At 66.7% G+C, this 21830-nt stretch carries 18 protein-coding genes and 1 other RNA gene; 9 read left to right on the plus strand and 10 right to left on the minus strand.

Going from position 1 to position 21830, the window contains the following annotated elements:
• Window positions 1-43: 43 nt before the first annotated feature.
• The 5 genes from WDC82_RS01050 to WDC82_RS01070 all read right to left on the minus strand — a co-directional run bounded on the left by WDC82_RS01050 (window position 44) and on the right by WDC82_RS01070 (window position 5367).
• Window positions 44-1456 (minus strand): FAD-linked oxidase C-terminal domain-containing protein, encoded by a 1413-nt coding sequence (locus tag WDC82_RS01050; RefSeq protein WP_340115376.1) that lies wholly within the window; start codon window positions 1454-1456, stop codon window positions 44-46.
• Between the two features lie 91 nt (window positions 1457-1547).
• Complete coding sequence (locus WDC82_RS01055; RefSeq protein ID WP_340115377.1) at window positions 1548-2855, minus strand: TRAP transporter large permease subunit; 1308 nt, start codon at window positions 2853-2855, stop codon at window positions 1548-1550.
• A gap of 9 nt (window positions 2856-2864) precedes the next feature.
• Window positions 2865-3410, minus strand: coding sequence for a TRAP transporter small permease (locus tag WDC82_RS01060; protein WP_340115378.1), 546 nt, complete (start codon window positions 3408-3410; stop codon window positions 2865-2867).
• 80 nt (window positions 3411-3490) lie between these two features.
• A complete protein-coding gene (locus WDC82_RS01065; protein WP_340115379.1) occupies window positions 3491-4477 on the minus strand; it encodes a TRAP transporter substrate-binding protein in 987 nt (328 codons plus the stop codon).
• 203 nt (window positions 4478-4680) lie between these two features.
• Window positions 4681-5367, minus strand: a complete 687-nt coding sequence (locus WDC82_RS01070; protein WP_340115380.1) for an aspartate/glutamate racemase family protein — start codon at window positions 5365-5367, stop codon at window positions 4681-4683.
• Between the two features lie 100 nt (window positions 5368-5467).
• On the opposite strand from WDC82_RS01070, the gene WDC82_RS01075 reads away from it, so the two are divergent.
• The 3 genes from WDC82_RS01075 (at window position 5468) to WDC82_RS01085 (ending at window position 8599) form a co-directional block, all read left to right on the plus strand.
• On the plus strand, window positions 5468-6220 hold the full coding sequence (locus tag WDC82_RS01075; RefSeq protein WP_340115381.1) for a hypothetical protein: 753 nt from the start codon (window positions 5468-5470) through the stop codon (window positions 6218-6220).
• 66 nt (window positions 6221-6286) lie between these two features.
• Complete coding sequence (locus WDC82_RS01080; protein WP_340115382.1) at window positions 6287-7507, plus strand: MFS transporter; 1221 nt, start codon at window positions 6287-6289, stop codon at window positions 7505-7507.
• Window positions 7508-7618: 111 nt separating this feature from the next.
• Window positions 7619-8599 (plus strand): tetratricopeptide repeat protein, encoded by a 981-nt coding sequence (locus WDC82_RS01085; protein ID WP_340115383.1) that lies wholly within the window; start codon window positions 7619-7621, stop codon window positions 8597-8599.
• Here the strand turns inward: WDC82_RS01085 and WDC82_RS01090 are convergent.
• From WDC82_RS01090 to WDC82_RS01110, 5 genes are all read right to left on the minus strand, one after another.
• Window positions 8596-9168 (minus strand): winged helix DNA-binding protein, encoded by a 573-nt coding sequence (locus WDC82_RS01090; RefSeq protein ID WP_340115384.1) that lies wholly within the window; start codon window positions 9166-9168, stop codon window positions 8596-8598. The two genes, WDC82_RS01085 and WDC82_RS01090, sit on opposite strands and share 4 nt — an antisense overlap.
• The gene (locus WDC82_RS01095; protein ID WP_340115385.1) at window positions 9165-12821 is read right to left on the minus strand and encodes a hydantoinase B/oxoprolinase family protein; all 3657 of its coding nucleotides are present in this window, start codon (window positions 12819-12821) and stop codon (window positions 9165-9167) included. Before WDC82_RS01095 ends, WDC82_RS01090 begins: the two co-directional genes overlap by 4 nt.
• A gap of 109 nt (window positions 12822-12930) precedes the next feature.
• Window positions 12931-13392 carry a hypothetical protein gene (locus WDC82_RS01100; RefSeq protein WP_340115386.1) on the minus strand — a complete coding sequence of 154 codons (462 nt, stop codon included), beginning with the start codon at window positions 13390-13392 and terminating at the stop codon, window positions 12931-12933.
• 83 nt (window positions 13393-13475) lie between these two features.
• Window positions 13476-14075: a glutathione S-transferase N-terminal domain-containing protein gene (locus WDC82_RS01105; protein ID WP_340115387.1), complete on the minus strand. Its 600-nt coding sequence runs from the start codon at window positions 14073-14075 to the stop codon at window positions 13476-13478.
• A 173-nt stretch (window positions 14076-14248) separates the two neighbouring features.
• Entirely contained in the window at window positions 14249-15640 is a 1392-nt protein-coding gene (locus WDC82_RS01110) for a methyl-accepting chemotaxis protein (protein ID WP_340115388.1), read from the minus strand.
• Window positions 15641-15811: 171 nt separating this feature from the next.
• Between WDC82_RS01110 and WDC82_RS01115 the strand changes: the two genes are divergently transcribed.
• The 6 genes from WDC82_RS01115 to rnpB all read left to right on the plus strand — a co-directional run bounded on the left by WDC82_RS01115 (window position 15812) and on the right by rnpB (window position 21443).
• Window positions 15812-16585: a DUF3750 domain-containing protein gene (locus WDC82_RS01115; RefSeq protein WP_340115389.1), complete on the plus strand. Its 774-nt coding sequence runs from the start codon at window positions 15812-15814 to the stop codon at window positions 16583-16585.
• A gap of 145 nt (window positions 16586-16730) precedes the next feature.
• Window positions 16731-17462: a TerB family tellurite resistance protein gene (locus WDC82_RS01120; RefSeq protein WP_340115390.1), complete on the plus strand. Its 732-nt coding sequence runs from the start codon at window positions 16731-16733 to the stop codon at window positions 17460-17462.
• Window positions 17463-17464: 2 nt separating this feature from the next.
• The gene (locus WDC82_RS01125) at window positions 17465-19309 is read left to right on the plus strand and encodes an ATP-binding cassette domain-containing protein (RefSeq protein ID WP_340115391.1); all 1845 of its coding nucleotides are present in this window, start codon (window positions 17465-17467) and stop codon (window positions 19307-19309) included.
• Window positions 19306-20214 carry an EamA family transporter gene (locus WDC82_RS01130; protein WP_340115392.1) on the plus strand — a complete coding sequence of 303 codons (909 nt, stop codon included), beginning with the start codon at window positions 19306-19308 and terminating at the stop codon, window positions 20212-20214. The genes WDC82_RS01125 and WDC82_RS01130 overlap by 4 nt, the downstream gene beginning before the upstream one ends.
• 71 nt (window positions 20215-20285) lie before the next feature.
• Window positions 20286-20975 (plus strand): N-acetylmuramoyl-L-alanine amidase, encoded by a 690-nt coding sequence (locus WDC82_RS01135; protein ID WP_340115393.1) that lies wholly within the window; start codon window positions 20286-20288, stop codon window positions 20973-20975.
• A gap of 59 nt (window positions 20976-21034) precedes the next feature.
• Window positions 21035-21443: RNase P RNA component class A (gene rnpB, locus WDC82_RS01140), an RNA gene on the plus strand.
• Window positions 21444-21830: the final 387 nt, after the last annotated feature.

Genomic DNA, 21830 nt, shown 5'->3' on the forward strand with positions numbered 1-21830 from the left:
GCCGGAGATGCGCTACGCGAAAGGTGCTGCGGGAAGCCGTCCGTCAGGACGGCAGGATCTTGCCGGGATTGAGGATGTTGTCGGGGTCGAGCGCCTGCTTGATCTGACGCATGACCGCGAGGGCATCGCCGTGCTCGGCCTGCAGGAAGCGCATTTTGCCGGTGCCGACGCCGTGCTCGCCGGTGCAGGTGCCGCCCATGGCCAGTGCGCGCATCACCATGCGGTCATTGACACCCTCGGCACGCGCCATTTCCTCCGGGTCGTCCGGATCGATGAGGAACGTAAGATGGAAATTGCCGTCGCCGACGTGGCCGACGATGGGGGCCATAACGCCGGCGGCATCGATGTCCTTGCGGGTCTCCAGGATGCACTCGGCGAGGCGTGAGATCGGCACGCAGACGTCGGTCGCCCAGCCCTTGGAGCCCGGCTTCAGCGCCAGATTGGCGAAGTAGGCGTCATGGCGGGCCTGCCACAGCCTGGTGCGGTCCTCCTGGCGGGTTTCCCACCGGAAATTGGCGCCGCCGTATTCCTGCGCAATCTCGCCGACCATCTCGGCCTGCTCCTTCACCCCGGCCTCGGTGCCATGGAATTCGAAGAACAGGGTCGGCTTCACCGGGTAGTCGAGCTTGGCGTAGTCGTTGATGGCCCTGACCTGCAACTCGTCGAGCAACTCGATGCGGGCGACCGGGATGCCGGACTGGATGGTCAGGATGACGCTGTCGACGGCCCCGGCCAGGGTCTCGAAGGAACACACCGCCGCGGCCATGGCCTCGGGGATTCCATAGAGGCGCAGCTGCACCTCGGTGATGACACCGAGGGTCCCTTCCGAGCCGACGAAGAGCCGCGTCAGGTCATAGCCGGCGGAAGACTTCCGCGCCCGCCCCCCGGTGCGGATGACGCGTCCATCGGCGAGCACCACGGTGAGGCCCATGACGTTGTTGCGCATGGTGCCGTAGCGCACCGCGTTGGTGCCCGAGGCCGAGGTCGCCGCCATGCCGCCCAGCGAGGCGTCGGCGCCCGGGTCGATGGGGAAGAACAGGCCGGTATCGCGCAGGTGGGTATTCAGCGTCTTGCGGGTAACGCCGGCCTGCACGCGGCAGTCGAGGTCGGCCTCGTTCACCTCCAGGATCCTGTTCATGCCCGAGAGATCGATGCACACGCCGCCGTGGGCGGCCTGCACCTGGCCCTCCAGCGAGGTGCCGGTGCCGAAGGCGATGACCGGGGTCTTGTGTAGGGCGCAGAGTTTGACGATGGCCGAAACCTCTTCGGTGGTCTCGGCGAAGGCCACCGCGTCCGGCATCTCCATGGCGTGGTAGGAGGCGTCCTTGCCGTGGTGTTCGCGCACCGCCCGGGCGATCGACAGGCGGTCGCCCAAGAGGGCGCGCAGTTCCGCCATCAGCGGATCGTCAACCCGAGCGTCAACCTGGGATTTGGTATCGTGCGCGGCTTCTGCCATCGGTCGTCTCCTTGCCTGGGACAGGCACTATAGCAGAGGTCGCCCGCAGGCTTACAAGACCGCAGTCTTCCTGGAAAAGCCTCAGAGAGACCTAGGGTCCCGGCCGCATCTGGGCCGGCAGCCAGGTGGCGATCTCCGGAAAGGCGACCACCAGCACCACCGCCAGCACCATGATGGCGAACATCGGCAGGGCGGCGCGGGCGATGTAGGGGATCTCGTGGTCGGTCATGCCCTGCAGCACGAAGAGATTGAAGCCGACCGGCGGGGTGATCTGCGCCATTTCCACCACGATGACCAGGAAGATCCCGAACCACAGCATGTCGATGCCAGCCTGGCGCACCATCGGCTCGACCACCGCCATGGTGAGCACCACGGCGGAGATGCCGTCGAGGAAGCAACCGAGCACGATATAGAACACGGTCAGCGCGGCGATGAGCGCCAGCGGCGAGAGCTCCAGCGATCCGATCCAAGTGGCGAGGTCGCGCGGCAGGCCGGTGAAACCCATGGTCAGCGTCAGGAACTTGGCGCCGGCCAGGATGAGCGCGATCATGCAGGAGGTGCGCACCGCCCCCATCAGGCTGTCGACGAAACTCGCGCGCGTGAGTTCCCCCTGCAGCAGCGAAAGCAGCAAGGCCCCGGCGACGCCCAGCACCGCCGCCTCCGTCGCCGTGGCGATGCCGGCGTAGATCGATCCGAGCACCGCGAGGATCAGCAGCACCACCGGCAGCAGCGAGAAGGAATCGCGGAACTTCCGCAGAAAACCGCCGGTGGCTTCCCGCGGCGGCATGCTGTCCGGCTGCAGAACGGCGCGCAGCAGGATGTAGCCCATGAACAGCAGCGCCAGCATGACGCCGGGCAGCACACCCGCCATGAAGAGACCGGCGATCGACTCGTTCACGGTGACACCGTAGACGATAAGGATGATCGAGGGCGGGATCAAAAGGCCGAGGGTGCCGGCGCCGGCAAGGGTGCCGATGATCATCTGCTCGGGATAGCCGCGGCGGCGCAGCTCCGGGATCGACATCTTGCCGACGGTGGCGACGGTCGCCGCGGAGGAACCGGAGATCGCCGCGAAGATGGCGCAGCCGGCGACGTTTACGTGCAGCAGGCGGCCCGGCAGGCCGCCGAGCCAAGGCGAAAGCCCTTTGAAGAGATCTTCGGACAGGCGGGTGCGAAACAGGATCTCGCCCATCCAGATGAAGAGCGGCAGCGCGGTCAGGGTCCAGGACGACGAGGCGCTCCAGATCGTCGTCGCCATGGCATCGCCGACCGGGCGGCTGGTGAACAGCTCCATGCCGACCAGGGCGACACCCAGCAGCGAGAGCCCGACCCAGACGCCGCTGCCGAGCAGGAAGAACAGCACGCCGAGGAAGATAACGATGAGAAAGAGCTGATCCATGGTGCCGCCCTACTCTCCCGCGAGGTCCTGCGGCGGCGCGTCTTCCGGCGCCGCCGGGCGGTGCACGTCGGGCCGCGGCACGACCGGCGCGCCGAGCGCCACACAGACCAGGCGATCGGCCAGGGCGACGGCGAAGAGCACGGCACCCAGCGCCATGGCGATCTGCGGAATCCACAGGGGCGTCGCGTCGGCGCTCTCGCTGACATCGCCCAGCTGATAGGAGACCCGCACCATCTTCACCGAAAACCACGCCAGGTAGCCGGCGAGAAAGGTGCCCACCGCGAGGCACCACAGCTCGGCCAGGCGGCGCGGGCGGCCGGCGAATTTGTCGAGGAAGAGGGCGACGCGGATGTGGCCGCCCTTGCCGAAGGTGTAGGCCAGCGCCAGGAAGGAGGCGGCGGCCATGGCGTAGCCGGCATAGGCGGTCAGGCCCGCGACATAGAGCCCCATCAGCCGGGTAATGATGGAGAGCAGCACTAAGACGCCGATGGCGACGAGGAACACGCCGGCCAGCGCGCCGGCGGCGCCATAGAGCCGGTCAAGCGCCGTGCGCATCGCTCTCCCCACCGTTCCGGAAATTCTGGGCCCGAAAGCCGGCGGCCGGTGATCCCGTCACCGGCCGCCGCGCGTTCACCTTACTGCGCCTTGTAAGCGTCGATGACGGACTTGCCGTCGGCTCCGGCCTTTTCCAGCCATTCGGCGGTCATGGTGTCGCCGATCTTCTGGAAGTCGGCCTTCAGGGCATCGCTCGGCCCCTCGACCACCATGCCGTTGGCGGCCAGCTGGTCCTTGTACCAGTCGGACAGCTCCTGCGCCTTGGCCCAGCCGTTCTTCTCGGCCGTGGCAGCGGCGTCGAGCACGACCTTCTGCAGGTTCTCGTCGAGACCGGCCCAGGCATCCTTGTTGACCACCACCATGTTCTTCGGCAGCCAGGCCTGCACGTCGTACCAGTACTTCACGTGCTCCCAGATCTTGCTGTCATAGCCGGTGGAGCCGGAGGAGATCATGGAATCGGCCACGCCGGTCGCGAAGGCCTGGGTCAGTTCGGCCGCCTCGATCTTGGTCGGCACCGCGCCCATCAGCTCTGCCAGGCGCGAGGTCGCCGCGTTGTAGGCGCGGAACTTCACGCCCTGCATGTCGGCGGCCGAGGCCACCTCTTTCTTGTTGTAAAGGCCCTGCGGCGGCCACGGCACGGTGTAGAGCAGCTTCAGGCCGGCCTCGTCGAGCACCTTCTCGAGCTCCGGCTTGGAGGCCTGGTACAGCTTCCAGGAGTCGTCGAAGGAGGTGGCGAGGAACGGCAGGGCGTCGATCTCGAACAGCGCATTCTCGTTGCCCAGCGCCGAAATGAGGCGCTCGCCAATCGGCGCCTGGCCGGTGCGCACCGCACGGTAGATCTCGCCGCCCCCGAAGAGAGAGCCGCCCGGATGGGTGACGATCTCCAGTTCCCCATTCGAGGCCTTGGTGACCTCCTCGGCGAACTTGGCCGCGTTCTCGGAGTGGTAGTTGCTGGCGGGATAGGCCAGCGGCATATCCCACTTCTCGGCCGCCAGCGCGGTCCCAGCGCTGAGGCCCAGCGCGACGGCAGAAACGATCCCAGCAAGGGATTTCGCGTAACTCTTCATTCTGGTGTCTCCCTGTTTGGCCTTCGGCGGCGCGTTGCTGCCCCGCAGAATTGTCCCGGCCAGTGCCTGCCGGCCAGCGGCACGGCTCGTGTTCGGATCAAGTCCCGAACTGTAGTCGTGACGGCCAAGGGCAGGCAACCGACACACGATAATGACTTTTTATCGATAAATTATCAACGTTTTCTTTTTTTGTTTGTGCGCGACTAGCCGATACCCAGCCGTCCGTGCAGCAGCGTTACCAGATCATGAACCGGCAGGCCGAGAGCATCGGAAAGCGCCGCGCGGTAAGGCGGCAGGTTGGTGCACTCCAGGACCACGGCCCCGAGGTCGGGGCAGGCGTTGTGAAGGGCACGGCCGGCCGCCAGCACGTCGGCCTCCGCCGCGCGCTCGTCCAGTTCCGGATGATCGCCGGAGATCACCCGGCGGAGTTCCCCGCCCGCCTCCAGCCCGACCACCGGGGTATCGGCAGGCGCGCCCGCAGCGTCCAGGTGCGGCGCGCCGAGGCGATCGGCATCGAAGGTGATGACCCCGCACCGGCGCCCCGGCGGCAGCGCCGCCTGGATGTCGGGGATCTGCAGCAAGCTTGAAGTGACCACCGGCACCGGCAGCGCTTCCTCCAGGGCACGCTGCACGGTCACCAGAAAGCCGCAGGAAGTCGTGATGTGGGTCGCCCCCTCCTCCACCAGCGCCAGGCCCGCCTCGATGAAGGCGACCAGAAGGGGCAGCGGCAGCGGCCCGCTTTTCACGACGGACGCGACCGAGGCGGGCTCTACTACCTTATAAAGAGTCTTGCAGGACCAGCTCTGCGGGTTGCCGACGTCACCCGGCAGGCGCGGAAAGGCGGTCTTCAGCATGAGAACGCCCAGCACCGGGCGGGGGAAATTGGCCATCGACATCCAGTTTAACCGGGAGTCACTGAAAGCTTCACGGAAAATCCACCGGCGACTAAACTTCTGCGCAAAGAGGACACACGACGGGGCGACTTCAGGTATGAGCGACAAGGCTGCGGCACGGCCAGTTCCCTCGGCGCAGGAGAAGCTGCTGCAGTATTGGCTGCTCGGCAGCACGATCCCCTTCAAGGGCGGCGGCGGGGTGGTGTTTCCCGACGGCTTCCCCGGCGTCGGCTACCAGCTGGAAGAATGGCAGTTCGAGCGCTACCGGGCCCGGCTGAATCGGACCATGCTCGGCGAGGCGGCCAGACAACGGCGGCGCATGATCTATGTGCTATTCATCCTCTTCGCGGTTGCCGTCCTCGCATTCTCGTTCGGGGCTTCCTTCATGAGCAGCCATCCAGCCATAGCACCTGCCCTGGACCGTTGGGGCATCCACCTTGATGGTTGGCAGCCTCTCGGGCTCATCATCATCGCCGCCTTCGTGTTCAGAACAATCAAACGTACCCTGGAACAGCACGATGGAGAGCAGCGGCCGCAGTTCGAGGATCAGCCGAAGGTGAGCCGCTTCGCCTACCTATCCAGGCGCGTCCTGGGCATGATCGCCTCGGGCCAGGTCTCCGTCAAAGCCCAGCATCTTCGGATGATCCTAGGCGGAGCGGTCGGACTGCTGACGCTCGTACTGGGATTCTCGGATGCGACGTTTCGTGGCGAGAATTTTCTCCTGGCTGCAATTCTGCTGATCTATGCCGCCCGCCCGCTGTACTTCTGCTGGACCTACTGGTCCTTCCGGATGAAGCATCGCCACGCGCCGAGCCCGGTCGATCTGCATCCTGTTGATCCGCCCGCCTGAGCGCATAGCTGCCTTGTCGCGATTCGGATATCCCCAGCGGGTGCTTCGTGGCATCTTCCCGGCGCCATGGATGCCCCGCTGCTCGACCCCCTTGCCGGCCTGTCTCAAAATCACGCGCCCGGAGACCGCCCGACCGACTGGGCCAGCGTCACGGCGCTGATCACCTGCATCAGCATCTTCGGTCTCGCCCTCGGCCTGACCTATCCGCTGCTCGCCATCATGATGGTGGCGGCCGGCTTCAGCGATTTCATGATCGGCCTCAACGGCGCCACCACCTGCGTCGGCGTCATCCTGGCGGTGTTCTTCCTGCCGAGCCTGCTGGAACGCTTCGGCGCCTTCGCCGTGCTGGTGCTGGGCCTGGCCGGCGCAGCGGCGAGCCTCGTCGCCATGCCCTTCACCGACCCGCACCTCGCGTGGTTCCCCCTGCGCATCCTGCTCGGCTTCTGCCTCAATGCCATCTTCGTGGTATCGGAGGCCTGGCTGAACGCGGTGACCGCCGAGCGCATCCGCGGCCGCGTCATCGGCGTCTACGCCACGGTGATGGCCGGCGGCTTCGCGCTCGGTCCGCTGCTGCTGGTCGCCCTGGGCGGCGCGGGCCTCACCCCCTTCCTGGTCTGTGCGGGGATCACCGCCGCCGCCATCCTGCTGGTTCTGCCGCTGCGCCGGCGCAGCGCGGCGGAACTCACCGGCATGAACCTTGCCGGTCTCGCCCGCTTCCTCGCCGCCGGCGCGCTGCTGGCCGGCGTGGTCATGGTCTTCGCCTTTTTCGACGCCGCGGTCATGACGCTGATCCCGGTCTATCTGCTGCGCGCCGGCTTCACCGCCGACTTCGGCTCGGCCGCGCTCTCGGCCCTGCTGGCCGGCATGGTGCTGGCGCAGTTTCCGGTCGGCTGGCTGCTGGACCGTTTCTCCCGGCCCGCCGTCATCGCCACCTGCGCACTGGTTGCCGCGGCCTGCTGCGCCCTGCTGCCCTGGTCGCTGCAGACCGCGCCGGTTTTCTGGCCCCTGATGGTGATCCTGGGCGGCGCCTCCTTTGCGCTCTACACCGGCGCGCTCACGGTGCTGGGCGAGCGCTTTCGCGGCACCCTACTGATGGCCGGCAGCGCCTGCTTCGCGCTGGCCTACGGGACCGGCGGCACCCTGGGCCCGCTGGCCGGTGGCGCGGTGCTGCAGTCCTTCGGCCCGCACGCCATGCCGATGCTCTTCGCTGTGGTCTTCCTGGCGCTCGCCCTGCTGGTCGCGCGCCGGCCGCTGACCCGGGCCCAGGTTGAGGCGTCGCCGGGCTGACCGCCGGCGGATCGCGCCATAGGTACTCTCGTATAGGAATCGTGGACCCTCGCCTTCCGCGCGGGTAGATTGCCGCCAGGCGCACCCCAACGGCGCCCCGTGGGGGACGGGATGAAACGGTTGCTACCTGCCGCCCTGCCGGCGATCGGCCTGGTATTCGCCCTGACGGGCGCGGCCCAGGCCCAGGACCCCAATGCTCTGCGCGCCGCCTGCATCAGCGAACTCAGCAGGGAGGCCGATCAGGCCGCCGTTCAGGCGCTGCTCGAGCTCTGCGAGCGCGCGGTCGTCGCCAATCCGAAAAGTGCCGAACTGAAGAGCTGGCTGGCGACGGCGCAGCTGCGCGGCGGCGCGGCAGAGCGCGCCCATGACACCTTCCGCGCAGCGGCGGACGCAGGCGACCTGGAAGCCATGAAGACTCTCGGCCTGCTGTATCTGCGCAGCCCGAACGGCCGAGAGGATCTTGTGCAGGCGGTGGCCTGGCTGCGCGCGGTGGCGGAGGTCGGCGACAGCGAAGCGCAGAACCTGGTCGGCACGCTGTACCTTGACGGCATCGGCACCGCCGCCGATGCCGAAGAGGCCCTGCGCTGGTTTCGCCTTGCCGCCGAGAACGGCAATGCGGAAGCAAAATCGAACCTTGGCTTCATGTATCTGCGCGGCGTCGGCGTCGCGCCTGACCCGCAGGCCGCCGTCGACCTCTTTACACAGGCGGCGGGTGGCGGCAGTCCCGTCGCCCAGGCGGCGCTCGGCGGCCTCTACATGCAGGGCGACGGCGTTACGCGCGATCCCGCGGCAGCCGCGCACTGGTTCCGTCTTTCCGCCGAGCAAGGCTGGCCGCAGGCGCAGAACAACCTTGGCATGCTGTACCTCCAGGGTGTCGGCGTGGATCACGATCCGGCCGAAGCGGCGGCGTGGATCCGCCGCGCCGCCGAAGCCGGCCACCCCCACGGTCAGGACAACCTCGGCATGCTCTACGAAAAGGGGCTCGGCGTGACGCAGGACCGCAGCCTAGCGCTGGAATGGTACCGCCGCGCCGCCGCCCAAGGCCACCCTGGCGCCACCGAGAGCGCACGGCGGCTGGAGAACAATCCTTAGAGGCTGGACGCCGACCTTGCCGCCTGGTCGTAGAGGCCGGAGAGCGCGCGCAAGAGATCGGCGGCCTCGCCGATCTGCTGATTGAGGTCACCCGCCCTGCCCCCTTCGCCTGCAGGGTCACCGCCGAAGGCGCTGAAGGCGGTAATCAAACAATCTTCACGAACCTCGCGGTATTTCACGCAGGCAGCCTGGCCTTCCGCGGTCGTCGCGTAGAAGATTTCCTTACCGCGCTTGTCGCCAGCGACGAGGCCGGCGCGGGTCAGCTTCTTCAGGGCGTAGTTCACCGTGTGGCTGTCCTCGATGTTGAGGACGAAGCAGATGTCGGCCAGCTTCTTGTCCCGGGCGCGATGGTTCACCGTGTGCAGCACCATGACATCCAGCGCACTCATGTCCGGATAGCCGGCCGCCGCCATGCAGCGGGTGATCCAGCGGTTGAAAGCGTTGGTGGCGATGTAGAGACCGTATTCGAAAGCGCTGGTCTCTGCCGCGCGCTCCGAAACCAAATGCGCCGAGGAGACGATGGCGCGCTTGCCGCCCTCTTTTCCCCCGTCTTTCTGGGTCGTGCTCATTCCGCCGCCTCCCGCCGCTCCGCCGTCTTACCGAAGCCGCCGCCCCCCGGCGTTTCGATGACGAAAACGTCGCCGGCCGCCATTTCGATCTCGTCGCTGCCTTTCAGATCGACCGTGGAGCCGTCGGCGCGAATCACCGTGTTGCGGCCGCGCTGGCCTGGCTCGCCGCCGGCCAGGCCGTAAGGATCGGTCTTGCGGTGCAGCGACAGGATGGTCGCCGTCATGGGCTCCAGGAAGCGCATGCGCCGGACGACACCATCGCCGCCGCGATACTTGCCGGCGCCGCCCGAGCCATGGCGGATGCGGAAGGCCTCCAACCGGACGGGGAAACGCCATTCCAGCACCTCCGGATCGGTCATGCGGGTATTGGTCATATGCGAGTGCACGGCGGAGGTGCCGTCATGGTCCAGCCCTGCGCCGGTGCCGCCGCAGATGGTCTCGTAGTTCTGGTAGCGGTCGTTGCCGTAGACGAAGTTGTTCATGGTGCCCTGGGCCGAAGCCAGCACGCCCAGCGCCCCGTAGAGTGCATCGGTGATGCACTGGGAGACCTCGGTATTGCCGGAGATGACCGCCGCCGGATACTCCGGGCTGATCATCGAACGCGCGGGGATCTTCAGCTTCAGGGGCTTCAGGCAGCCCTCGTTCAGCGGGATCTCGTCCTCCACCAGGGTGCGGAAGACATAGAGCACCGCCGCTTTGCAGACGGCGGTCGGCGCATTGTAGTTGCCCCTGTCCTGCGGCGAGGTGCCGGTGAAGTCGATGAGGGCCTCGCGCGCCTGCTTGTCGACGGTGATCTTCACTTCGATCTTCGAGCCGTTGTCCAGCGGATAGGTGAACTGGCCATCTTTCAGCACGTCGAGCACGCGGCGCACCGACTCCTCGGCGTTGTCCTGCACGTGGCGCATGTAGGCCTGCACCACCTCGAGGCCGAAGTGGGCGAGCATCTTGCGCACTTCCTGCACGCCAGTCTCGTTGGCGGCGATCTGCGCGGCAAGATCCGCCATGTTCTGCTGCGGGTTGCGGCACGGATACCGCCCGGAGCTGAGCAGATCGCGCGTCTCCTTCTCGCGGAAGCGGCCTTCTTCAACCAGCAAGAAGTTGTCGATGAGGACGCCTTCCTCCTCGATGTGTGTCGAGTCCGGCGGCGCCGAGCCTGGCGTACGCCCGCCGATGTCGGCGTGGTGGCCGCGCGAGCCGACATAGAACAGCAGTTCCTTGCCGGCATCGTCGAACACCGGCGTGATGACCGTGACGTCGGGCAGGTGCGTACCGCCGTTGTAGGGTGCGTTCAGGGCATAGACGTTGCCCGGCTTCATCGTCCCTTTGTTCTCGCGAATCACCGTCTTGATCGACTCGCCCATGGAGCCGAGGTGGACCGGCATGTGCGGCGCATTGGCGACGAGGTTGCCGTCGGGATCGAAGATGGCGCAGGAAAAGTCCAGACGTTCCTTGATGTTCACCGAATAGGCGGTATTTGCGAGCGTGGCGCCCATCTGCTCGGCGATCGACATATAGAGGTTGTTGAAGACCTCCAGCATCACCGGATCGGCCTCGGTGCCCACGGCCTCGGACTTCGGACGCGGCACCACGCGGCTCAGCACCAGGTGACCACGCCGCGTCAGCTCCGCCTGCCAGCCGGGTTCCACCACGGTTGTGGCGGTCGCCTCGCGGATGATCGCGGGACCGTCGACCTTCTGGCCCGGCAGCAATTCGTCGCGGTCGTAGAGCGGCGTGTCGCGGCGCGCCCCGCCGGTATACATCTCGACGCGGGTCAACGGCTGCGCTTCCGCAGCGTGCGGATCGACGTCGCGCTCGGGATCGGCGACCTCCTCGGTGTGGCCGATCACTTCGACGGCGACGGCCTCGACCACCAGCTTGCGCTCGGCGGCAATGAAACCGAAGCGCTGCTTGTGCGCCGCTTCGAAGGCTTCCTGCATCTGCTCCGGCGTGCCGAAGTCGACCGGCAGCGGGCTGTCGGTGCCCTCGTAGCGCAGCTGCGCTTTCTTCACCGTCTCGATGCGCGCCCGGTCGACGCCCTGGGCCAGTACCTCCTTGCGCGCGTCCTCCGCCAGTTCGGCGTAAGCCGCCTCCATGGCGGCCAGCGCGCCTTCACCGAAAGCCACCTCGACTTGGCGCTCCCGCAGCGCCCGCACGTCGGCGAGGCCCATGCCGTAGGCCGAGAGCACGCCGGCGAAAGGATGGAGGAAGACCTTGGTCATGCCCAGCGCGTCGGCCACCAGACAGGCGTGCTGGCCGCCGGCGCCGCCAAAGCAGTTGAGGGTGTACTCGGTGACGTCGTAGCCGCGCTGCACGGAGATCTTCTTGATGGCGTTGGCCATGTTCTCGACCGCGATGCGCAGGAAGCCTTCGGCGACCTCCTCCGGGCTCTGCAGCGGCTTGGCCGTAGCGTCCGCGATCTCCTTTGCCAGCGCCGCAAACTTTTCACGGACGATCTCGGCATCGAGCGGCTGGTCGGCATTGGGCCCGAAGACCTGCGGAAACTGCTCGGGCTGGATCTTGCCCAGCATGACGTTGCAGTCGGTGACGGCCAGCGGACCGCCGCGCCGATAGCACGCAGGCCCCGGAACGGCGCCGGCGGAATCGGGGCCGACGCGGAACCGCGCGCCGTCGAAATGCAGAATCGAGCCGCCGCCGGCCGCGACCGTGTGGATGTGCATCATCGGCGCGCGCATGCGCACGCCGGCCACCAGCGTGTCGAAGGTGCGCTCGTACTCGCCGTCGTAGTGCGACACGTCGGTGGAGGTGCCGCCCATGTCGAAGCCGATGAGCCGCTTGAAGCCGCCCATGGCCGCGGTGCGCACCATGCCGACCACGCCGCCGGCGGGGCCGGAGAGGATGGCGTCCTTGCCCTGGAAGAGGCGCGCGTCGGTGAGGCCGCCGTTGGACTGCATGAACATGAGGCGCGGGCCGGTCTTGTCGTCTGCGTCGAGCTGCCCGGCCACCTGATCGACGTAGCGCCGGAGGATCGGCGAGAGGTAGGCGTCGACGACGGTGGTGTCGCCGCGGCTGACCAGCTTCATCAGCGGGCTGACCTCGTGGCTCACCGAGACCTGGGTGAAGCCGATCTCCCGCGCCACGGCCGCCACTTTCTTCTCGTGGTCCGGAAAGCGGTAGCCGTGCATGAAGGCGATGGCGACGGCACGGATGCCGTCGTCGTAGGCGGCCTTCAGCGCCGCGCGGGCACCCTCCAAGTCGAGCGGCGTGACGATCTCGCCCTCAGGGCCGACCCGTTCCGCCACTTCAACGGCGCGCTCGTAGAGCATTTCCGGCAGCACGATGTGGCGGTCGAAGAGGCGCGGGCGATTCTGGTAGCCGATGCGCAGAACGTCACCGAAACCCTCCGTCGTCACGAACAGGGTGCGGTCGCCCTTGCGCTCCAAGAGGGCATTGGTCGCCACGGTCGTGCCCATCTTCACGGCGTCGACGGTGCCCGGCGGCAGGGGCTCGTCCTTCTTCAGGCCCAGCAGCGCGCGGATGCCGTGGACGGCGGCGTCCTGGTACTGCTCCGCATTCTCCGACAGCAGCTTGTGGGTCACCAGTTCGCCGTCCGGCTTCCGCGCCACCACGTCGGTGAAGGTGCCGCCGCGGTCGATCCAGAACTGCCAGCCGGCCGCCTGCTTGTCGTGGTCCATCGAGTTTCCGCCTGTTTCGGGTTCCAAAGCGCAGCCAAACGATCACATTTTATCGATAAATTGTCAACGTTAACTCGGGGTCGACCCGTTACCTGCTTCGGTTCGGGTCTTAGGAGCCGCCGTCTCCCGCGTCGGCACCATCCAGCCCAAAATCACAGGCATCCTCGAGAACTTCTTCCCAGCCGCCTTCTCCGCGACCCGGATGCCCCACCCAGGCATCGTCTGCGGCGTAGCGTGCACGGCCGCTCCCGCGCTCAAGGCGGCGCACCAGCCAAGGAATGAAGTAGAGCAAGAACCCCACGGCGAGCAGGAAGAACCCGATGATCAGCAGGCGCAGGCCGATGTCGTCCGGCAGGCTGAAGGTGCGCAAGGCGCCATCAATACCGAAGAGGGGCGCCACTTCCGGCCAGAAGGTGAAGCCCGCTGCAGTCAGCACGAAGCACAGGGAACAGCCGCCGTTCGGCCGCCGCCCCAGAAGCGTCGAGATGAGGCAGCGCAGCAGCCAGAGCGCCGGCAGCGCCAGGGGCAGCACGTAGGGCAGATACTGCAGGACAACAAGATCGCTCGGCACGGAGGCCCCTCCCTTGCCGCACCAACCTGGGCAAGAAAGTTTAGCGCCGGATTAACGCTTGCCGGGCCCCGTCACCGCTGCTCCTAAGCCGGATCGGTCTCGCGCATAGAGGGACGGGCGTTGAATTCCTCGAACCAGGCGGCAAGCTCGTCGCGGCCCTTGCGCCACTCCAGCGCGCCATGGCGCAGGTCGAGGTAGCCGAGCGCCGTCGCACAGGCGATATGGCCCATGGTGAGGTCGCCGGGCAGGCCTTTGAGGTGGTCCCACATCTGATCGAGGCCGCGCAGGATGGCGGCGCGCCAGCGGGCGACCACCTCCGGCGACTGCTGCGCCGCCGGGCGGCGCCCTTCCATGGTTGTGTTGAAAGCGGCGTCGGTCATGCCCTGGGCCAGCGCCGCGGCGACCAGCACTTTGAATCGGGCGGAGCCTGCTGCCGGAATCAGCGCCGGCGCGTTGCCGAGGCCGTCGAGGTATTCGGCGATCACCGGGCTGTCGAAGACCGCCATGCCGTCATCGAGCACCAGGCAGGGCACCTTGCCCAGCGGATTTGCGACGTGCAGCTCTGCCGGATCCTCCATCGGGTTGCAGGCGACTTCGTCGAGGTCCCCCATCAGCCCACGCTCGCGCGCGACGACGCGGCACTTGCGGGCGTAAGGGGACGTAGGGGAATAGAACAGCTGCATACCTGCCTCCGTGAACGGCGATCGACCAGCCCGGACGACATTCTGCAGCACGCAGAGCGAATCGGCGCTGCCCGGACGGCGGAGACATTAGGCGATTGTTCGTAGGGGGTCGATAGGCAACCAAGGCGCGGGTTGCCGGATCCTGCTCAGGTATTCAACAACGTAATCCTGAGTCAGACCTTGTAGGCAAGACGCACGCCGCCCCAGTGCTTGCCGCGCACGACGATAGGCGCCGAGACGTCCTTCATCATTGCAAACTTGCCGCCGCCCATGTCGCGGCGATAGGTCTGCAGCAGAAAGGGCTCGGTATTCTGGCCGGCGGCCAGACCGACTCGGTCGTTGAAGATGCGCCGGTTGCGGCAGTTGGCGGCGTTCCACACCGCGTCGCTCCCCTGCGGCTGAGCAAACTTCAGATTGTGGGTCGGCAGGAAACCATTCACATCGACGGCGGCGCAGAACACCACGCGTTCGTCGAACGCCAGCACGGGCTCCTGGATCGCCGGCAGCACCGCGTCGGTCAACGGCACGCAGCCGGCCATCAGCTGCTCCGGATCGGTGCCGGCAATCGGCTTGTAGTCGCGGTCGAACAGCTGGGCCTCGGTGATACGGCCCTCGTTGAGGGCAGCCTCGAAGGCGGCGGTGACCTCGCCGGCAAGCGCGCGCACCTTCTTGATGAAGGGACCGTCGACGGAGTTGAGGGAGCTTTGCGAGGTCAGGCGGATAACACGCTCGCTGACATCGATGAGGCGGTTTACCCGGTCGCGTGCCTCGCCCAGCGTCCTGGAGGAACTGGCGACCTCTCCATCCATGACTTCCAATGTCGTCACGAAGGTGCCGCATTGCTGGTCGATGCGCTGGGCGCTCTCGGCAATGGCGGCGGTATCTTCCTCGATGCCGCCGACAGCCTGGCCGACGACACTCATTACATCGCCGATGGCCTGGGTCCCCGTGCGTACGGACTCGGCGCGGCCGGTGGTCTCGTTGCCCTGGGCAATCAGCTGCTCAGCCTGCTGGGTCAGCTTCTTCAGGGTCTCGTCGATCTGTGCGGTGGCGCTGGAGGTCTGTGTCGCCAGCGCCTTCACCTCGCCGGCCACCACGGCAAAACCTTTGCCCGCTTCGCCGGCCCGCGCAGCCTCAATGGTGGCATTCAGCGCCAGCAGGTTGGTCTGCTTGGCGATGGCGTCGATGCCCTTGGCAACCTGGGCGACCTGGGAGAGCGCTTCCTGCAGGCCGGTGAGCTGGCCTTCGATCACCGAGACCGCTTCCACCAGCGCATGGATGTCGTCGACGGCGGTGCGCACCGTCTCTTCCGAGCCACGCACACTGGTCGCGGTCTGCGAGGCCTTCTCCCGGGCATGGGCGGCGGCGGTGGCGATGCGGCTGTTGCTGTCGTTCACTGCGCCGGCATTGGCGACCAGCTCCTTGAAGGAGCGCGCCTGCTGCTCGACCCGGGCGGAGACTTCCTGGATATTGCCGGCAACATCGACAATCTCGACCCCTAGGCCGGCAGCTTCGCGCGCCAGTCCTTCGATGATGCCTGCCTCGGCAGCTGCGTCACCCGACATTTACTTCCCTTGGATTTCTTAGTCCCCCGGACCTGCATTCGCGCAAGTCCATTTAATGAGAAAGATGCAAGAACAGCGTTAAAAAAGCCTTATGTACGCCATACCGCTAGTGGAATTCGCCATAACTCCGCCATAATAAGTACTTAGCGTCACTAGTCCGATCTGATCCACATGTCACGGTTGAGTCTCTTGGCAACTATCGCGATAAACCTGCGGCGTCTCATCGTCATTCTCGGCATTCTGCTGGCCGGGCCGGCGCTGGCGCTGGTCAGCGGCGCGGTTTCGCTGGAACGCAGCTGGCATACCGCCAGCCGCGAGAGCGCCGGACTGATGCCGCCCGCCGCTGCGACGCCGGAAGCGGTCGTCCAGGTCTATGGCGCCCGCACCTTCGGCTGGCGCGGAGCCTTTGCGGTGCATACCTGGATCGCGGCAAAGCCCGCGGGGGCCGACAGCTACACCACCTATGAGGTCATCGGCTGGCGCGCCTGGCGCGACGGCAACGCCCTGGTCCGGCGCGAGGGCCCGCCCGACCGCCACTGGTTCGGCGCCAAGCCGGAGATTTACGCCGAACTGCGCGGGTCTGAGGCAGCTGCGGCGATACCCGAGATCGAAGCCGCGATAGCCGCCTATCCCTACACCACCCAGTACCGCACCTGGCCGGGCCCCAACTCCAACACCTTCACCGCCAGCATCGCGCGCCAGGTGCCGGCGCTCAGGCTTGATCTGCCGCCCACCGCCGTCGGCAAGGACTACCTCGCCGCCGACCGCTTCTTCGCCGAGGCCCCCAGCGGCACCGGTTACCAGGTCTCGCTGCTCGGTGCCCTCGGCCTCCTGGCCGCCCGCGAGGAGGGACTGGAAATCAACCTGCTAGGCATGACCTTCGGTATCGATCCGGGCGATCTCGCGGTGAAAGTGCCCGGCCTCGGGCGGCTCGGCGCGCGCTAGCCGCTTCGAGCGCTCTGCTGAACAGCCCGTCAGCGCAAGGCAGCCCTGCAACACGAGGGCAGCCGCGTGACTTGACGCAACCGGGGCTGCGCCGTCATGCTGCGGCCCTCAACCCTTCCCACTCTCCTTCCAACACAGCGACGACATGAGCGTTTGGGGCAAGATTCTCGGAGGCGCCGCAGGTTTTGCGCTGGGCGGGCCCATTGGTGCCTTGATCGGCGCCTTGGCCGGGCATGCCGTCGACAAGCTTAAGGACAGCACCGGTCCGGAGGCTTCCGACGCCACCAAGCAGATCGCCTTCACCATCGGCGTCATCGTCCTGGGCGCCAAGCTGGCCAAGGCGGATGGTACGGTGACCCGCGACGAGGTGGACGCCTTCAAGCAGGTGTTCCACATCCCCGCCGATGAAATGAAAAACGTCGGCAAGGTATTCGACCAGGCGCGCAAGGACTCGCGCGGTTTCGAACCCTATGCCAAGCAGCTCGCCCGCATGTTCGAAGACAATCCCGCGGTGCTCGAGGAACTGCTGCACGGCCTCTTTCACATCGCCCGCGCCGACGGGCGGGTGAGCGAGGAGGAGGTTGCCTACCTCGGCCAGCTCGCCGTGATCTTCGGCTTCGACGCCCAGTGCTGGGATCGCATCCGCGCCGCCAATACCGCGGCCGACCAGAGCGATCCCTTCCGCATCCTGGGCGTCTCCCGCGAGGCGGGCGACCAGGAAATCCGCGCCGCCCACCGCAAGCTGGTTGTCGAGAACCACCCCGACCGCCTGGTGGCGCAAGGCATGCCGCAGGAGTTCGTCACCATCGCCAACGAGAAGCTGGCCACGATCAACGCCGCCTACGACGACATCAAAAAGCTGCGCGGCATTAAATAGGCATGGCCACGACCCCGCCCCTCATCGCGCTGAACGACGCGCGCCTTTCCTTCGGCACGTCCACTCTGTTCAGCGGGTTGTCACTGACCCTGGCGGCCGGCGAACGCGCATGCCTGGTGGGCCGCAACGGCGCCGGCAAGTCGACCCTGCTGAAGGTCATCGCCGGCCAGCAGGACCTCGACGGCGGTGAGCGCTTTCTGCAGCCGGGCACCAGGGTCGCCTACCTACCGCAGGATCCGCGGTTCGACGGTGAGGAAACCATCGCCGACTACGTGGCGCACGACCCGGCGGGCAGAGACGACGCGCCCCGCCATCGGGTCGACGCGGTCCTTGCGCGCCTGGAGTTGGACGGCGCGCGCAAGCTGGAGGGTCTCTCCGGCGGCGAAGGTCGCCGCGTGGCCCTGGCGCGCTGCCTGGTCGGGGAACCCGAGGTTCTGCTGCTGGACGAGCCGACCAACCACCTCGACCTGCCGACCATCGACTGGCTGGAGGGCGAACTGAAGCGTTTCCGCGGCGCCCTGCTGGTGATCAGCCACGATCGCACCTTCCTCAACAATCTGTCCAACTCCACGCTGTGGCTCGACCGCGGCAAGGTGCTGCGGCTCGACAAGTCTTTCGCCGCCTTCGACGAATGGGCCGAGGAACTGCGCCAGCAGGAAGCCGACGCGCAGCACAAGCTGGAGCGCCAGATCGTGCGCGAGGAACGCTGGCTGCACCGTGGCGTCACCGCGCGGCGCAAGCGCAATGTGGGCCGCCTCGCCCGCCTGCAGGGTCTGCGCCAGGAGCGCCGCGAATGGCTGCAGCAGGCCGGCACCGCCAAGCTGGAGACCGCCAGCAGCGGGCGCAGCGGCGACATGGTCGTCGAGGCGGAGCACCTGGAGAAGACCTTTGGCGACCTCCCCATCCTCAAGGACTTCTCGACGCGCATCCGGCGCGGCGACCGGCTGGGCATCATCGGGCCGAACGGCGCCGGCAAGTCTACGCTGGTGAAGATCCTGATGGGCAGCCTGGCGCCCGAAGCGGGGAAAGTGCGCATCGGCAGCAACGTCGAGCCGCTCTATTTCGACCAGCGGCGCGAAAGCCTGGACCCTGAGGCGACGCTCTGGCAAGTGCTGGCGCCCGAGGGCGGCGACACGATCATCGTGCGCGGCCGCCAGCGCCACGTGGTCTCCTACCTGAAGGACTTCCTGTTCGATGAAGGCCAGGCGCGCCAGCCGGTGAAAGCCCTGTCCGGCGGCGAGAAGGCACGCCTGCTGCTGGCCCGGCTGTTCGCCAGGCCCAGCAATCTGCTGGTGCTCGACGAGCCGACCAACGACCTCGACATGGAGACCCTCGATCTCCTGGAAGAGGTGCTCGACGACTATGAGGGCACGCTGATCCTGGTCAGCCACGACCGCGACTTCCTCGACCGCCTGGTGACGGCGGTGATCGCCATGGAAAGCGGCGGCCGAACGGTAGAGATCGCCGGCGGCTACAGCGATTACCTGCGCTACAAGCAGCGCCGAGAAGAAGCCAGTGGACCCGGCAAGTCCCGCGCCAATCCGCGCGACGCGGCTGAACCCGCCAAGCCGAAAAAGGCGGCCAAGCTCTCCTACAAAGACCAACGCGAACTGGATGGCCTGCCGGCGCGCATCGATGCACTGGGCGCCGAAGCGGCTGCCTTGGAAAAGAAGCTGGCCGACCCGGCGCTCTACCAGAAGGATCCCGCCGGCTTCGCCGAGATCACCCGCGCGCTCGGCACCAAGCGCGACGAAGTAGCGGCGGCGGAGGAACGCTGGTTGGAGCTGGAAACCGAACGAGAGGCGCTGGAGGGCGGCAAGGCCGACAACGGGGAACTGACGTCGTGAGCAGCACGACACCGACGGCGGAAAACCCCATCGCGCCGCTGCACATGCTGCTCATCCTCGGCGTGATGCTGCTGTGGGGCATCAACTTCGCGGTCGCCAAGATCGGCCTGCAGCAGTTGCCGCCCATCTTTCTCATTGCCTGCCGCTTCCTGCTGGTCGCCCTGCTGCTGCTGCCCTTCGCCAAGCGTCCGACCGGCCAGTGGGGCGCCATCTTCGCCATCGCCGTCACCCTCGGCCTGTTGCACTTCTCCTTCATGTTCAACGGACTGAAGACCATCGACGCGGCGACCGCGGCCATCGCCATCCAGCTTCAGGTGCCATTCGCCTCGCTGCTCGCCGCCATCTTCTTTCAGGACAAGCTGGGCTGGAAACGCGCGCTGGGCATGGCCATCGCCTTTCTGGGCGTCGCCCTCATCGCCGGCGAGCCGCGTCTCAACGGGCAGTACCTGGCACTCGGCTTTGTCATCGGCGCCTCCTTCATCTGGTCAATCGCCAATGTGCAGATTAAGCGGCTCGACCACATCGATGGCTTCTCGCTGAATGCCTGGGTCGCGCTCTTCGCCACACCGTTGCTGTTCGGCGCCTCGGCGCTGCTGGAGGACGGCCAGATCGAGGCGCTGCGCCAGGCCGACTTCTGGGCCTATTTCGCGGTGGTCTACCAGGCCGTCGTCGTGGTGGTGATCGGCTACGGCTACTGGTACTGGCTGATGCGACGCTATCAGATCAACCAGATCATGCCCGCCACTCTGCTGGTGCCGCCCTTCGGTGTGCTGTCGGGCGTCATCTTCCTTGGCGAGAACCTCACCGTGAACCTCATCATCGGCGGCCTGATGACCATCGTCGGCGTCGCCATCATCATCATCCGGCGCCCGCGTACCACGGCGCCCGAGGCCGAACGGCTCTGACACCGGTGCCCGCCGTTACCCAATCATGTCGCTAAGCGATCGCACGGAATTGCGTTAGACTCGCCTCCGTCATGCTCGATCTCGAGATCATCGACCACCCTTCGCCCAACCACGATGCCCGCCCGGAGGGTGCGGCGGTGGAAATTCTGCTGCTGCACTATACCGGCATGGAAAGCGGTGCAGCCGCGCTGGCGCGGCTCTGCGACCCCGACGCCAAGGTCAGCGCGCACTACGTGGTGGAAGAGGACGGCCGCATCTTTCAACTGGTGCCCGAATCGCGCCGCGCCTGGCACGCCGGCATCGCCGAATGGCAGGGCGCCGGCGACATCAACGCGCGCTCCGTCGGCATCGAGATCGTCAATCCCGGCCACGAGTTCGGCTACCGCACCTTCCCGGCTGACCAGATGACTGCGGTGAAGCTGTTGTGTCTCGACGTCCTGACCCGGCACCCCATCCCGGCGGTCGGGGTACTGGGTCATTCCGACGTCGCCCCGCTGCGCAAGCTGGACCCGGGCGAACTGTTCGACTGGCGCGGCCTGGCCGCCGCCGGCATCGGCCTGTGGCCGGAGAGCGGTGCCGCCGCGGTGCTGGAAAGCGCCGTCGCCAAGGCGCTGCAGCGCATCGGCTACGGCTACACCGGGGAGGACCTGCCCGCCGTCATCCGCGCCTTCCAGCGCCATTTCCGGCCCAACGCGATCACCGGGACCGCCGACGCCGAGACCCGCCGGCGCCTCGCCGCGCTGCTCGCCGTCATTGACTGAATCCCCCACGAGGGAAGTCGCGATTGACTGAACTCCGCGAAAACCCTACCTAAACGGGGCCAGACGGCCGGATGGCTGCCTTCGCTGCTTTATGGCGGCGGGGGAGGAAAGTCCGGGCTCCACGGAAACAGGGTGCCGGGTAACGCCCGGCGGGGGCGACCCCAGGGAAAGTGCCACAGAAAGCAAACCGCCCGCCGAAGCGGCCGCAAGGCTGGCGAAGGCAGGTAAGGGTGAAAGGGTGCGGTAAGAGCGCACCGCGCGCCCGGCAACGGGGGCGGCACGGCAAACCCCACCCGGAGCAAGATCAAGTAGGGACGGCCGGCGGGCCTCAAAGGGCCGCGCCACGCGGGTTTCCGCGCCGCTGTCCGGGTCGATCGCGCGAGGCGTCCGGTAACGGGCGTCCCAGATGAATGGCCATCTCCATGGGACACCATGGGACAGAACCCGGCTTACAGGCCGTCTGGCGTTTTACTTCCCCCTCCGCCGCCTCGTGACGGCCCCGCTTTTTCCGCCGCAGCCCTGAGCCGCCGCCCGAAAACGGCTGCGAACGGTCGATTTTTTGCCTTTCTTGGAACAAAGAACGAACAAATTACGGCGCTCGATTCGATTGGGCGTTAATTGTGGTTCTTCTGATCTCAGCCACAAGCAGTGCCATCAGTACTGCCTCAGGCCCCGAAATGAACACTTTAAGCTCTTGTTAACCCGCAATAATTACTTGTAGCGGCATTGACACCCATACAGTCCCATGATATCCCAAATTGTCCCAATGTGCGCTAGGCTCAGACCAGCCTTGCCAGAACGTGGTTAGCGCCGGGGGACGTAAGGAGTGGACGTGGGGTGGCTCCGTCGAAACGA

It is taken from the genome of Pelagibius sp. 7325 (assembly GCF_037652055.1).
Taxonomy (GTDB): domain Bacteria; phylum Pseudomonadota; class Alphaproteobacteria; order Kiloniellales; family Kiloniellaceae; genus Pelagibius.

What these genes read in the sequence shown, in the direction of transcription:
- WDC82_RS01090 (WP_340115384.1), bottom strand. Translation starts at nt 9,168, where the DNA reads ATGAGCACGACCCAGAAAGACGGGGGAAAAGAGGGCGGCAAGCGCGCC.
- WDC82_RS01095 (WP_340115385.1), bottom strand. Translation starts at nt 12,821, where the DNA reads ATGGACCACGACAAGCAGGCGGCCGGCTGGCAGTTCTGGATCGACCGC.
- WDC82_RS01115 (WP_340115389.1), top strand. Translation starts at nt 15,812, where the DNA reads ATGTCACGGTTGAGTCTCTTGGCAACTATCGCGATAAACCTGCGGCGT.
- WDC82_RS01070 (WP_340115380.1), bottom strand. Translation starts at nt 5,367, where the DNA reads ATGGCCAATTTCCCCCGCCCGGTGCTGGGCGTTCTCATGCTGAAGACC.
- WDC82_RS01060 (WP_340115378.1), bottom strand. Translation starts at nt 3,410, where the DNA reads ATGCGCACGGCGCTTGACCGGCTCTATGGCGCCGCCGGCGCGCTGGCC.
- WDC82_RS01125 (WP_340115391.1), top strand. Translation starts at nt 17,465, where the DNA reads ATGGCCACGACCCCGCCCCTCATCGCGCTGAACGACGCGCGCCTTTCC.
- WDC82_RS01075 (WP_340115381.1), top strand. Translation starts at nt 5,468, where the DNA reads ATGAGCGACAAGGCTGCGGCACGGCCAGTTCCCTCGGCGCAGGAGAAG.
- WDC82_RS01065 (WP_340115379.1), bottom strand. Translation starts at nt 4,477, where the DNA reads ATGAAGAGTTACGCGAAATCCCTTGCTGGGATCGTTTCTGCCGTCGCG.
- WDC82_RS01050 (WP_340115376.1), bottom strand. Translation starts at nt 1,456, where the DNA reads ATGGCAGAAGCCGCGCACGATACCAAATCCCAGGTTGACGCTCGGGTT.
- WDC82_RS01120 (WP_340115390.1), top strand. Translation starts at nt 16,731, where the DNA reads ATGAGCGTTTGGGGCAAGATTCTCGGAGGCGCCGCAGGTTTTGCGCTG.
- WDC82_RS01080 (WP_340115382.1), top strand. Translation starts at nt 6,287, where the DNA reads ATGGATGCCCCGCTGCTCGACCCCCTTGCCGGCCTGTCTCAAAATCAC.
- WDC82_RS01135 (WP_340115393.1), top strand. Translation starts at nt 20,286, where the DNA reads ATGCTCGATCTCGAGATCATCGACCACCCTTCGCCCAACCACGATGCC.
- WDC82_RS01110 (WP_340115388.1), bottom strand. Translation starts at nt 15,640, where the DNA reads ATGTCGGGTGACGCAGCTGCCGAGGCAGGCATCATCGAAGGACTGGCG.
- WDC82_RS01105 (WP_340115387.1), bottom strand. Translation starts at nt 14,075, where the DNA reads ATGCAGCTGTTCTATTCCCCTACGTCCCCTTACGCCCGCAAGTGCCGC.
- WDC82_RS01085 (WP_340115383.1), top strand. Translation starts at nt 7,619, where the DNA reads ATGAAACGGTTGCTACCTGCCGCCCTGCCGGCGATCGGCCTGGTATTC.
- WDC82_RS01055 (WP_340115377.1), bottom strand. Translation starts at nt 2,855, where the DNA reads ATGGATCAGCTCTTTCTCATCGTTATCTTCCTCGGCGTGCTGTTCTTC.